The organism is Acinetobacter sp. FDAARGOS_494, from assembly GCF_003812225.1.
GTDB classification, from domain to species: Bacteria; Pseudomonadota; Gammaproteobacteria; order Pseudomonadales; family Moraxellaceae; genus Acinetobacter; species Acinetobacter baumannii.
On sequence record NZ_CP033866.1, the window covers coordinates 1,444,267 to 1,457,701 of the forward strand.

Annotated in this window: 12 protein-coding genes; 4 read left to right on the top strand and 8 right to left on the bottom strand. The window is 40.1% G+C overall.

The window, feature by feature from the left end; translation table 11 throughout:
• Positions 1-20 precede the first annotated feature (20 nt).
• Together EG365_RS07060 and EG365_RS07065 are read left to right on the top strand one after the other, a co-directional pair.
• Positions 21-716, top strand: coding sequence for an AzlC family ABC transporter permease (locus tag EG365_RS07060; RefSeq protein ID WP_000415575.1), 696 nt, complete (start codon positions 21-23; stop codon positions 714-716).
• Positions 713-1,036, top strand: a complete 324-nt coding sequence (locus EG365_RS07065; protein WP_000082711.1) for an AzlD domain-containing protein — start codon at positions 713-715, stop codon at positions 1,034-1,036. Before EG365_RS07060 ends, EG365_RS07065 begins: the two co-directional genes overlap by 4 nt.
• Positions 1,037-1,076: 40 nt before the next feature.
• Here the strand turns inward: EG365_RS07065 and ssb are convergent, their stop codons facing one another.
• From ssb to EG365_RS07080, 3 genes are all read right to left on the bottom strand, one after another.
• Entirely contained in the window at positions 1,077-1,658 is a 582-nt protein-coding gene (gene ssb, locus EG365_RS07070) for a single-stranded DNA-binding protein (protein ID WP_001215083.1), read from the bottom strand.
• A 51-nt stretch (positions 1,659-1,709) separates the two neighbouring features.
• A complete protein-coding gene (locus EG365_RS07075; RefSeq protein WP_000980460.1) occupies positions 1,710-3,074 on the bottom strand; it encodes an MFS transporter in 1,365 nt (454 codons plus the stop codon).
• 146 nt (positions 3,075-3,220) lie between these two features.
• Complete coding sequence (locus tag EG365_RS07080) at positions 3,221-4,303, bottom strand: DUF475 domain-containing protein (RefSeq protein WP_000680213.1); 1,083 nt, start codon at positions 4,301-4,303, stop codon at positions 3,221-3,223.
• Between the two features lie 262 nt (positions 4,304-4,565).
• Here EG365_RS07080 and tenA point away from each other — a divergent pair, with 262 nt between their 5' ends.
• Entirely contained in the window at positions 4,566-5,240 is a 675-nt protein-coding gene (tenA, locus tag EG365_RS07085; protein WP_000899418.1) for a thiaminase II, read from the top strand.
• 49 nt (positions 5,241-5,289) lie between these two features.
• On the opposite strand, the gene EG365_RS07090 is transcribed toward tenA, so the two are convergent.
• From EG365_RS07090 to EG365_RS07105, 4 genes are all read right to left on the bottom strand, one after another.
• Complete coding sequence (locus EG365_RS07090) at positions 5,290-5,631, bottom strand: GlpM family protein (protein ID WP_000263326.1); 342 nt, start codon at positions 5,629-5,631, stop codon at positions 5,290-5,292.
• 52 nt (positions 5,632-5,683) lie between these two features.
• Positions 5,684-6,037 (bottom strand): DUF1304 domain-containing protein, encoded by a 354-nt coding sequence (locus EG365_RS07095; RefSeq protein ID WP_000580161.1) that lies wholly within the window; start codon positions 6,035-6,037, stop codon positions 5,684-5,686.
• Between the two features lie 65 nt (positions 6,038-6,102).
• Positions 6,103-7,080, bottom strand: a complete 978-nt coding sequence (locus tag EG365_RS07100) for a zinc-binding dehydrogenase (RefSeq protein ID WP_001256575.1) — start codon at positions 7,078-7,080, stop codon at positions 6,103-6,105.
• 3 nt (positions 7,081-7,083) lie between these two features.
• Positions 7,084-7,686 carry a TetR/AcrR family transcriptional regulator gene (locus EG365_RS07105; RefSeq protein ID WP_000826320.1) on the bottom strand — a complete coding sequence of 201 codons (603 nt, stop codon included), beginning with the start codon at positions 7,684-7,686 and terminating at the stop codon, positions 7,084-7,086.
• Between the two features lie 296 nt (positions 7,687-7,982).
• Here EG365_RS07105 and uvrA point away from each other — a divergent pair, with 296 nt between their 5' ends.
• On the top strand, positions 7,983-10,817 hold the full coding sequence (uvrA, locus tag EG365_RS07110) for an excinuclease ABC subunit UvrA (RefSeq protein WP_000083355.1): 2,835 nt from the start codon (positions 7,983-7,985) through the stop codon (positions 10,815-10,817).
• A gap of 33 nt (positions 10,818-10,850) precedes the next feature.
• Here the strand turns inward: uvrA and EG365_RS07115 are convergent, their stop codons facing one another.
• The gene (locus EG365_RS07115; protein ID WP_000016109.1) at positions 10,851-12,557 is read right to left on the bottom strand and encodes a GGDEF domain-containing protein; all 1,707 of its coding nucleotides are present in this window, start codon (positions 12,555-12,557) and stop codon (positions 10,851-10,853) included.
• Positions 12,558-13,435 lie beyond the last annotated feature (878 nt).

The following is a 13,435-nucleotide window of genomic DNA, read 5'->3' on the forward strand; positions in this document are numbered from 1 at the left end:
AATCAGACTTATTCATTATAATGGAAAAACGTTCGCTATATCATGCCATGACTACATACGCTCTTATTAGAAAACTTAGTAAAGATACTACTCGCTCGATTTTCTTTGTGTGCTTAGCAACGAGTGTCGTTGGTATGTCCTTAGGTTCACTCGCCGCAAGTTATGGCTTAGCACTTTGGATCCCACTTTGCCTGTCCATATTTGTGCTCGCGGGAACTGCTGAATTTATTTTTATTGGATTCTTGGCGGTAGGTGGTAGCCCGATTGCGGCTGCAATTGCAGGACTACTCGTCAATTTAAGACATCTGCCTTTTGGCATAGCGGTCAACGAACTGATTCGAGGCAAATTCTCTCAATATTTTGGGTCTCATATCATGAACGATGAAAGCGTTTTGTTTGGTATGGCACAGTCTGATTTCGAAACCAAAAAGGCTGCTTACTGGCTATGTGGTATAGGCATCATGCTCAGTTGGCCGCTCGGTGTCACTGCAGGTTATTTTATTGGGAGTGCTATTCCAGACCCTAAAACATTTGGCTTAGATGCGATTTTCCCAGCGATTTTAATTGCTCTTACTTTTTCTGCTTTAAAGAATAAGGTGACTCGAAAAGCTGCATTTGCCGGATCAACTTTAGCGTTGATAACCACACCTTTTTTAGCCTCAGGACTTCCAATCCTGATTTCACTTTTTGGCTTGATATGGAGTAGAAAAAAATGAGTCAACAGTTACTGATTATTGTAGGAATAGCTCTACTCGCACTGGGTACGTACAGTATCCGTTTTGCTGGTTTCCACTTAGGTGCCAAGTTTTCATTTTCTGAAAAATACCAAGTTTTACTCTCACACGGCGCAACCGTTTTGCTCTGCGCCATTGCTGTGACCACTACATTTTTTGAAGGTCACCATTTCGCAGGTTTCGCACGTATATTTGGGGTGGGTTTGGCACTTTTCTTAGTTTGGAAAAAAGCCCCGCTTTTATTGGTGATTTGTCTGGCAGCTGCCGGCACGGCACTGGTACGTTTACTTGGAATTGAATAATAAAAAAGGCGAGATAAACTCGCCTTTTTTGAAACTTTGATTAGAACGGTAAATCGTCGTCTAAATCAGCTGGTGCAGATGCTGGTTGTTGTGGCGCTTTAGGAGCGAAACCACCACCTTGCGGGCTATTGCCACCATTACCGAAACCACCTTGGCCACCATAACCACCATTGTTTTGGCCGTAGCCACTACCTTGGTTGTTATTTTGATAGCCGCCACCTTGTTGAGGCGCGTTAAAACGTGGTTGGTTAAAATCATTACCGCCAGCAAAACCTTGTTCACCTTGTTGACGAGCATCTAACATTTGCATCTGGTCGCCACGGATTTCTGTAGTGTAACGTTCTTGACCATTTTGGTCTGTCCACTGACGTGTACGTAATGAACCTTCGATATAAACTTTAGAACCTTTACGTAAAAACTGCTGAGCAATTTCCCCTAAACGGTTATGCAAAACAATACGGTGCCATTCTGTTTGTTCTTTACGTTCACCTGTATTTTTATCGGTCCAAACTTCACTTGTTGCGATAGAAAACTGGGTCAACGAGCCCCCATTTGGAAAAGTTTTTGTTTCAGGATCACGACCCAAAGTACCAACCAAAATAACCTTATTTACACCACGCATTAGCTGTCTTCATCCTATACATTTCTATGTTTTACTTTATAAGAGTTATGCTTAAATGGCTACCTCTTTACCGAACAACTGCGTTAAATCACGTCGCGAAGCGTCATCAAGAGACTGTTTATCGACTTTAATATAAGCAACTTGCTGGTCAGGCATCACCACAACTTCTTCGATACCACGAATTGCCAATAGTTGTGTGGTCCACTCATTCACCTGTTGCACTTGCGGCAATGGCAGCACAATAGATGACAAATACCGCGGCTGAGCTAAACCAAAACTAATTAGCAGCCATATTATAGCAATCCCTGCTAAGACACTCCATCCAATCGCAGTATTATGTAACATCAATAATTGACCACCTAGTGTGCCACCAAAAAAGGCACCTAAGAACTGGCTACTGGCATTTACCCCCATAGCAGTGGCTTTCGACTGGATTGGAGCGGATTTTGACAGCCAAGAAGGTAATAAAGCCTCCATGACATTAAAGGCAATAAAGAAAATTCCTAAGCCGGCAAGCAAGACATATTTGGACTGATAACCAAATATCAGTAATAGTAAACCTGCAATAATACCTGTAATAGCTGTTAAGAAAATGCCGCGCATTTTGCGATATTTTTCAGCAATGATAATGCTAGGAAATGCAAAAAACAGACTAATAACCAAGAGTGGCAAATACACCAAACCGTGGCTCGCCAAAGGAATATGCGCAAACTCAATAAGCTGTGACGGCACATAAATAAACATGGCGGTCAGCAATAAATGCAATGCAAAAACCGAAACGTGTAAACGGTTTAAATCACCCATTTGAATGACTTGTTTAAGCTGTGCCATGTAGCCTTGCTGGTAATTACGATGGTGACGAGTAACTTTAGGCACCAGCAATAACATCGCAATCGCGATCAAACCCATGATGGTTGTCACAAAGAACAAACCAGAAATACCTACAAGGCTTGTGAGCCAAGGCCCAAGACTAAAAGCGACTACAAAAGATAAGCCAATACTCATACCCATGGCAGCCATGGCTTTAGTACGCTGCTCTTCACGCGTCACATCGGCTAAAAGTGCCATAACTACTGCCGAAACTGCACCCGCCCCAGCGATAGCACGGCCAATAATCACGCCATAAATGGTGTCAGATAATCCGGCAATTGCACCACCAATAGCAAAGAGTAACAGACCAAAGACCACAAGCGGTTTACGGCTAAAACGGTCAGCAAGTAAGCTAAATGGAATTTGTAAAATGGCCTGACTTAAACCATAAATACCTACAGCCAAACCAATGAGTGCTGGAGTCGCATATTGATATGACTGCCCAACTACAGAAAAGACAGGAATAATCATGAACAAGCCCAACATGCGTAGCGCAAAAATACTACTTAAGGCAAAAGTTGAGCGACGTTCCAAAGCATTCATCATATCAATACACGTTATCAAACTAAGTAAATTATAAGCCGATTCGTTTCTAAAAATACGGGACACCTTATTTAAAATAACGATTTGGGCTTAAAAAAATAAAGAGGCATTTAGCCTCTTTAGTTTATCGAAGTTTGCTGAAAATTAGCTTAAGGCGACTGTTGCTCGCGCTTCGAATATTGAATTGAAGCGATAACCGCCCAAACAATGAACGCTACACCAATTAAACCTGTAACAACTTCAGGTACATGTACGCCAGTACCACTTGCAATCATAATGAATGCTAAAGCACCGATCGCATAATGCGCGCCATGTTCTAAGAACACGTAGGCATCTAGTGTGCCTTTTTCTACAAGGTAAACTGTCATTGAACGGACAAAAATAGCACCAATTGCAAGACCGAGCATAATCACGACAACATCGCTAGTAATGGCAAATGCACCAATTACACCATCAAAACTAAATGATGCATCTAACACTTCAAGATATAAGAAACCACCTAAACCGGCTTTTACAACACCAGAAGCGGCGCCTGATCCATCTTGTAATACAGCATTACCATTTTCATCAATTTCAGGCTCACCACCTAACAAATGACTGAGCACTTCAACGCCAATATAAACCACAATGCCCCAAATACCGGCCATAGTTACAGCTAAACGTTGATGGTCATCGACATAACCTGCCATCACAATTAAGGCAATCAAAGCAAGAAATACAGACATTGCCGGTACGCTTGCCAAGCTTGCAAGTTTAGATTCAAGCCATCTAAACCAATGCGTTTCTTTTTCGTCATCAAAGAAGAAGTTTAAGAAAACCAGTAATAGGAAGGTTCCACCAAAAGCCGAAATTTCAGCGTGATGTGCCATTAAACGTTCAGAGTAGGTTTTCGGATCATTAAGTGCCATTTTGGCTACTTCGACAACACCCATATCAGCAGTCACTGCAACAATCACGACTGGGAAAATCAGACGCATACCAAAAACGGCGATTAAAATACCTACCGTTAAAAAGATCATTTTCCAGAACGGGTCCCAATTACGTAGAACCGATGCATTCACGACCGCATTGTCAAAAGATAAAGAAACTTCCATCACAGCTAAAATCGCGGTAATGGTTAAAGCTTTAAGCATGGTTGACACGCCCGCTTCAGGTCCATGGGTAAAACCCCAGTAAGCGGATAGTGCTAAACACACCACCGTAAAAAATATCGAAAATCGGAAATGCTTCATGGATCAGACCTATACCAAGAACTAAATTTAATCTTTCTTAAAACCGCGGCTATTATATCGATAATTAACCACAAAACGATGTTGTTTTGTGCCGTTATTCACTTTACTTTATCTCACTGTTTAATAAAGAAATTTATAATATTTCATTAACTTATTAATCGTATTAAATATTTTCTTGCGATATATCTATCATTATTATTTTTGTATTTTAAAATTGATTTAAAATCGGGTTTAGCTATCTTATTTTAAATGGAATGTTTTTATGCTTTTTTCTCAAGAACTCTGGCAACGTAATTTAAATTTATATCAAAAAATTCTCGACCTGCCTTTTAATCAGGAACTTGCTAACGGTACTTTAGATAAAGAAGCTTTTTGTCATTATGTTATTCAAGATGCTCAATATTTAGTGGCCTATGGCCGTGTGTTGGCTGTTGCAGCAGCTAAAGCTTTTGATGCTGACGATATTATGCAGTTTTCAGATGCAGCGAAAATCGCAATTGTGGTCGAGCGCAGTTTGCATGACGACTTTATGAAAAACTTTGGTGTCACCAAAGAAGAATTTAAAAATACCCCATTGACCTTGGCAGGCCATCATTACACTTCATTTTTGACAGCGACTGCTTGGTCTGAAAGCTACCCTGTTGTACTTGCTGCACTTTTACCTTGCTTCTGGATTTATGCCGAAGTCGGTAAAGACATCGTGAGTAAGTCTGTCCCGAACAATCCTTATCAGGCATGGATTGATACCTACGCAGGTGAAGAATTCCATACCGCTGTTCGTAATGTGATTGCCACAGTAGACAAGGTTGCCGCACGTTGTGATGCAGATACTTTAGAGAAAATGCATGCAGCCTATACCATGGGTGCAAAACTTGAATGGTTATTTTGGGATAGTGCCTACCATCAAAGACAATGGTTAGGTTTAGATCAGATCTAAAATAAGATGAGTTCTGACCATTTAGTTCATTAAATGGTCAGTCTTTAATTTAACTTTGAAACAATTGCCAGCCGTAAATCAAACCTGCCGCAGCCACCACCCAGCATAGCGTTGCGACTCCTAGACAAGACCACATCGACATACGCGTTGCCAGCACATAAACAGCAGCTAAATAAATGGCATAAGGAATCAGTGACCATAAGCCAAACAGAGCCGTTTTTTGTAATGCCTCCGCCCCTTTTTGCTGAAAAACAATAACATGAGCAATCAAAGCGAAGGTAGGAAAAAGCGGGACTAAACCTGCAATATAAAATGCCTTACTTTTCGATAAAATCGAAATAATGAGGACAACCCCAGCCCCCAACATACACTTTAAAAATAACGCCCACATGCGCCTATCCTATCTGGTCATTTCCATTTCAAAACGCTGTATTTTGCGCTTTTTAAAGAAAATTAACAGCGGCTAAAGCAATCAATGCAGGAACCGCCTGAATATAAATAATCTTTTTACTGGCAGTTAGACCACCATAAATACCAGCAATCAGTACACAGCCTAAAAAGAAGTTGGCAATTGATGTTGCAAATGGTGCATCAGCCAATAAAGACCAAAATAAACCCGCCGCTAAAAAGCCATTATAAAGACCTTGATTCTGTGCCATGACTTTGGTGAGTTTTGCTTTTTCTGCATTATTTCCAAAGGCTTTCATGCCATAAGGTTTGTCCCACAAAAACATCTCTAACACTAAAATATAGACATGTAATATTGCGATAAGCGCAATGAATATTTGTCCGATCATACAATTTTCCTTTTTATTTTAAAGACATGAAAAAAGATCAGTCTCTCGACTGATCTTTTAGTGTTTTACGGCTTTAATAATACTTTGCCTTGACGAGCGCCTTGCGTTGCTCTTTTAGCCGCAGTTTTAATCTCATCAAAACTAAATACACCTTCTACAGGAAGGATTAATTTTTTCTGAGTCGCTAATGTTAGCAGCTCAACGATCAGTTCCTTTTTACGAGCTGCTGGCATTTCTTTATTAACCACACTCGCCCAGAAACCTTTTACTGTCGCTTGTTTGAAAATTAGATCACCCGATGAAATCTGCATGGTTTCGCCAGTCATACTACCGAACGAAACGAGCAGGCTATTTTCACTGAGTAAATTCAGCATTTCACCACTTGCACTTCCACCAATCGAGTCCACACCGGCAATTAGAGGTTGGTCACCGTGAATCTGTTTAACTTGCTCTTTCCAGTTAGGTTGATCGGTTGCAACAACATGCTGAATACCTAATGCTTGCATCTCGGCAATTGCATCACTACGACGAACCAGATTAATCACAGGCAAACCACGTGCCTGTGCAATCATTGCCACCGTTTTACCGACTGCACCATTCGCCGTGTTTTGAATGAGCCATTGGCCTGGTTGAACATTTACAAAGTCGAGTAGCATGAGTGCACTAATTGGCATACCAATCAGCTGCGCTGCTGTTTCATCATCAATTTCATTATTGAGTGGAATAATCCCTTGCGCTGGCGCAATAAAGTATTCAGCCCAACTGCCATGCACAGCCGCAACGGCAATACGTTGCCCTACCTGTACATGTTCAACACCTTCACCCAACGCATCTACAATACCAACTGCCTCACTGCCACCAATCGCAGGTAAGGTTGGTTTATAGCCATAACTTCCTCGTACTGTCCATACATCATGATTATGGATCGGAGACATGATGGTTTTAATACGCACTTCGCCTGCTTTTGGCTCAGGCTTTGGCATATCCGCCTGCTCTAAAACGTCTACAGGTTCGCCAAAATTACGATGGATAATACTTCGCATGCTTTATTCCTCTATCGGTTTTAAGAGTTGTTGGGTGGTTTCTAAGGCTAGATGTAGATGTGCTTTGTCTTGCGACAATTTTGTGAGTAAAGCAGCACCTAACCATAACTGATACATGACTTGCGCAGTTTTCAAAGGTTCAATATGTTTTGGAATTGATCCTTCTTGTTGCCCTTCTTTGAGTAGTAAAGCCAAACGTTGGGTTAGTTTGTGCACACCGTCATTGAGAATTTGGCGCATATCTTCTGACAAGTCCGAAACTTCGGCTGCCAATTTCACAATCAAGCAGTTTTCAGCCCAGCTACCATGTACCGGATCATCAATCCACGCCTGCCATAAAGCCATTAAACGGGCATGGGCACTTTGCTCACTGTGCTGCCAAAGCTGTTCCATACGGACTTTATAATTGGCCATGTATTGCTCGAGCAACGCACAGCCAAACGCCTCTTTTGAAGCAAAGTAGTGATAGAACGAACCTTTAGGTACGTCACAAGCCTTTAAAATTTCTTGCAAACCAACACCGACAAAACCTTTATGTAGTACCAGTTCAAAACTGGTATCTAAAATGTGTTGTCGTGTAGTTTCGCTTTTATTTAATCGTTTCATGCATTCATCATAAACAACTATTAGACCAGTCGTCTAGTAAAATTATGTTGCTGGTTAAAATTTGCTTAGAGTAGAAATGTAGAAGGAGGAATGTTAAAAATACAACCTGCTTAATTAAACAAATTTTGTCGTTTGTCGTTTAACCGTCACAATTTGTCGCTTTAAATCATTTTATACCACTTGAACAATTTTAAATCGTTATCATATATAGGGTCTGTTGTTTATAACCAGTCACACCTCCCTGCGGCTGATCACTCAACACCTAAATTTTCATCAATACACAATTGAGATGTTTTATGAGCCAAAGTCATATCCGTATTCGAGGCGCACGCACCCATAACTTAAAAAATGTGTCACTCGATATTCCACGCGACAAATTTGTGGTAATTACGGGGCTATCAGGTTCAGGAAAATCTTCTCTTGCCTTTGATACCTTGTATGCCGAAGGACAGCGCCGTTATGTCGAATCACTTTCGGCATATGCCCGTCAGTTTTTATCGCAAATGGAAAAACCTGAAGTCGACTCGATTGAAGGTTTATCACCAGCCATTGCGATTGAGCAAAAGTCTACTAGCCATAACCCACGTTCAACGGTTGGTACGATTACCGAAATTTACGACTATTTGCGTCTGCTTTATGCACGTGTCGGTACGCCTTATTGCCCTGAACACGACTTACCTATGGTTGCGCAAACTGTTTCTGAAATGGTCGATGCGGTAAAGAACCTTGAGGAAGGCACTGCACTCATGTTGCTTGCCCCTGTTGTTCGTGAGCGTAAAGGTGAATACAGCAACTTGTTCGAACAACTACAAGGTCAAGGTTTTGTTCGTGCCCGTGTTGATGGTGAAATCATTGATATTGATACACCACCGGAACTCGACAAAAAGAAAAAACATACCATTGAAGTCGTTGTTGACCGCTTTAAAGTACGTGATGACTTAGGCAACCGTATTGCTGAATCATTTGAAACTGCACTACGTTTAGGTGGCGATATTGCAGTTTTATCGTGGATGAATGGCGAACACCCAGATCGCGTTTTTTCTGCAAAACACTCATGCCCTGAATGTGATCGCGCAGTCGCAGAGCTTGAGCCACGTTTATTTTCATTTAACAACCCGTTTGGTGCGTGCCCTGTCTGTGATGGCTTAGGTACACGTAGCCATTTTAGCCCTGAAAAACTCATTCCTAACCCTGAACTTGCAATTAGTGAAGGTGCTATTCGTGGTTGGGATCGTCAACGTCCTTATTACTATTCAATGCTGCAAAAAGTTGCCGACCATTTTGGTTTTCAACTTGATACACCTTGGAATCAGTTAGATAAAGACACGCAAAAGAAATTCTTACAAGGTACTGGCAAAGAAAAAATCGATTTAAGTTATATCGATGAACGTGGCCGTAAACATACACGCGTGCAACCTTTTGAAGGAATTTTGCCACACCTTGAGCGTCGCTATCGTGAAACTGAAAGTAACTATGTACGTGATGATTTAGCACAATATTTGTCTAATGCAGCTTGTGATGCATGTGGTGGTTCACGTCTCAATGAAATTTCACGTCATGTTCGTGTAAAAGATAAAACCATTGCCGACATTACCCGCATGTCGATTGGTGATGCTGAAAGCTACTATCAAGGTATAAACCTTGAAGGTGCCAAAGGTGAAATTGCAGATAAAATCTTTAAAGAGATTCGTGAGCGTTTACATTTCTTGGTGAGTGTTGGCCTGAACTATTTAAGTCTGGCTCGTTCTGCCGAAACACTATCGGGTGGTGAAGCCCAGCGTATCCGTCTAGCTTCGCAAATTGGTGCAGGTTTGATGGGTGTCATGTACGTCCTTGATGAACCATCAATTGGTCTCCATCAACGTGATAATGACCGTTTATTACAAACGCTAATTCGCTTACGTGATTTGGGCAATACGGTATTAGTCGTTGAACATGATGAAGATGCAATCCGTGCAGCTGACCATATTATTGATATCGGCCCTGGTGCTGGCGTGCATGGTGGTGTTGTTATTGCTGAAGGTACGTATGATGAGCTGGCTAAACATGCCGACTCACTCACAGGTCAATATCTTTCAGGCAAACTCAAAATTGAAGTGCCAAAACAACGAACTCAACCACCTAAACCTGAAGAAAAAATTAAACTTTCAGGTGCAGCGGGTCATAACTTAAAAAATGTCGATTTAACCATCCCACTTGGCATTATGACTTGTGTTACGGGTGTTTCAGGTTCAGGTAAATCAACACTGATTAACCGTACGTTACTTCCACTGGCTGCAACACAGCTCAACGGTGCAACGACTTTAACAGCTGAAAAATTTGACTCGATTGATGGTCTACAACATCTGGATAAAGTCGTTGATATTGACCAAAGCCCAATTGGCCGTACACCGCGCTCTAATCCAGCGACTTATACGGGTCTATTTACGCCAATTCGTGAATTATTTGCTCAAACACCAGAAGCGAAAGCGCGTGGTTATAGTGCGGGTCGTTTCTCGTTTAACGTAAAAGGTGGACGCTGCGAAGCGTGTGAAGGCGACGGTATGATTAAAGTCGCAATGCACTTCTTACCAGACATGTATGTACCTTGCGATGCTTGTCATGGCAAACGTTATAACCGTGAAACACTTGAAGTCGGCTATAAAGGCAAAAACATTTCTGATGTTTTAGAAATGACGGTTGAAGATGCTGCTGAGTTTTTTAGTGCTATTCCAGTTATTCACCGTCGTTTAGAAACCTTAACTCAGGTAGGTCTAGGCTATATTCGTTTAGGTCAGGCGGCTACTACTTTATCTGGTGGTGAAGCACAGCGTGTCAAACTGGCTCGAGAGTTAGCGAAACGTGATACGGGTAAAACGCTTTATATCTTGGATGAACCAACAACAGGTCTGCATTTCCATGATATTGCCAAGTTACTCGATATTTTGCATGAGCTACGCAACAAGGGTAATACCATTGTGGTAATTGAACATAACCTTGATGTCATTAAAACAGCAGACTGGGTTGTCGACTTAGGTCCAGAGGGTGGTTCGGGCGGTGGTATGATCATTGCTGAAGGGACACCTGAACAAGTAGCCGAGGTCGAGATTTCCCATACTGGCCGCTTCTTGAAACCGATGTTGAAACAATAAAACAAAAAGCCGGAATTTATTTTCCGGCTTTTTTTATCCCTCTACTACATTCCGTCCCCGAGCTTTAGCTCTTAAGAGTGAACGATCAGCGTTCTCTAATAACTCCATCCAGCTTGTCGCTCCAATCGCAAACCCAATACTGACCGATACATGCAATTTTTCTTGTGTACCAGATAGATCAATTTCCTCTAAAGAAATCGCAATACGAATTTTTTCGGCCAAGAGACGTGCATCTAAAAACTGCACTTGTTCTAACAAAATTAAAAACTCATCACCACCATAACGAACAATTAAATCAGAAGCCCGTACATTTGCTTTTAATTGATCTGCGATACGCCGAATCACTTGGTCACCCACAATATGACCATATTGATCATTCACGTGTTTAAAGCGATCAATATCAATAATCATCAAACAAGTTTGAGAAAATTTTTGAGGGTAACTCTCAACAATTTTTAAATACTCAGATAAAGCCAAACGATTGGATACACCCGTTAATGGATCTGTATTAGCAATATTTTTAAGCTGGAATTCAAAAGCATCTCGCTGTTTGAGCATCCTTTGTAAACGATCAATAGCTTCGAACAACGAAATAAATTCACCTTTTTTAGGTTTCAACTCATCTATTGGGTAATCTGTGCTATGAGATAAATCAAGAATTAAGGTACGGGCCTGAATAAGAGGCTCAAACACCCTTCTCTTTGCATAAATTAGTGTAAGTAAAGCAGCTGCTAAGGATATGCTTGAAATGAGCAAAGTAAGGAAAAACTTCTTTTTTGCCAAATAGTTTTCTTGAGATGCAATCAAGACGCTTTTATTAAGTAAAAACTTTTGCAAATCAATAACCGTGGTAAATTTATCAACGATTTGGTCTGTCAGTTCTGTTCCGTTTAAATGATAGGCTTGGTGCTTTTGGCTTTCATCTAAAAGCTGACCCACAATAGGTACGCCTTTATCTAAAAATTCAGTTTTAACCCTTGAGTAAAGGCGATGATATTCCGGAGTTTTAGCTTGCTCTGACTGTAGTGTGTCTACAAGTGCCCATAAGTAGCGTGCTTGCTGCTGAGTCTGCAAAGACCGCGCCCGATTATCATTAGGTATGGTTTCTTTAAAGGTCACAGGCGCAATAACATTAGATGCGGTACGACCAGCTTGATCCCGCATATCGGTCAACACCACAATCAAAGTAAAGTAATTGTTAATTTGGCTATCTTTACTTTTTAACTGTAGCATCAAATTTTGTAAAACTTCTCGGCAGCTATCCCAAGCTCCAAACATAGCCAAAATTGCATTATCGAATTGTATAGAGCTTCTCGCTTGTTCAGGAGTTGCAACATAATAGTCAACTACAGCGCGAGCTTGTTTTAAATCATCTCTAAATTTAGTATCTAAAGTATTTGCTAAATCGGTATAACCTTCTTCTTTTAAAATATGAATAGTTTCATTAAGTTGGCGATCAACAGAGAGGCGATATTCTTTTAAGTTTTTTTGATTTTTTAAAAAGTCGGCAGCGTTACTCGACATTAATTTATTTGCGGGCGCACGTTCTTTAGAGACTTTATTTGCAACTTCAGCAATTGATCTTAAGCTTTTAATTTCAACCAAAGCCTGTTTAGTTTTTAAGTACTCTTGATAACTGCTGACAATAAGCGGAACCGCCATAAACAGTAAGGACAAAATAATGACCAACATGAAGAAAAACAGTCGATTACTGATATGTTCTGAACGTAATCCTGACATTTCTAGCTGGTACTCCGTAAATGTCCTACCATGATCACTACTATAGAATGAAGTAATTAATCCGCATCCTAGCACTTTACTGAACAGAAGTTCAGCAACAAAGTTCGATTAACGCAATATACGCTTTCATCTTTTCTATTTCTTAAAAATTTGATCGAAAGAGCAAATGATGGCTATAGCAAAACTCCATTTTACAGATGATGTAAATTTCGCAATCCTATAATTAGCTTCTTTTTCCTCTTGGATGTTTCTCCCAGCATCCTAAACCCAGCCCTCAGCTGGGTTCTTTTTTATACACACTCAATAGAAGAAATTTCATGTATTTTTTTTAATAAATATTAATGTTTTCTTATAGATAAAAAAAAGCTCAACCTTGGGGAAAGCTGAGCTCGTAAAGTCTGATGTGATAACACATCGTATCTGGGAAAGCACTTCCAACTCTAAAAATGTTAGATAGTGAACTTTGCAATTGAATTGTGTGACTTATCTCTAATTTTGTAAAGTTGATTAAATTGATCAGAATTAATTTTTTAATCGTTTTTTTAGTTTAAAAACATATTTTCTTTGCTTTATTCAATTATATAATAATTCAAAATAGATAGATTATTTAGATGAACTTATCAAAATAGTGTTAACTATTACTCAAAATACAGCAAAATTGAAAAAAGAATAATGTTTGAGTGGCTATTTATTAAACAAGTCGACAAATAAATTAACGTTAAAACCGATTAATAAAATCGCTTTTTCCAATTGTAAATGTAATTATTTTTAAACTATTTAGTGTCAATTCCCTATGAAACTTAAGGTTTAGACTCTTGTTAATGTTCATTTTTTTAGCAGGTTGACATAATACACTTCAATTGTTGTTTTTTTAACCA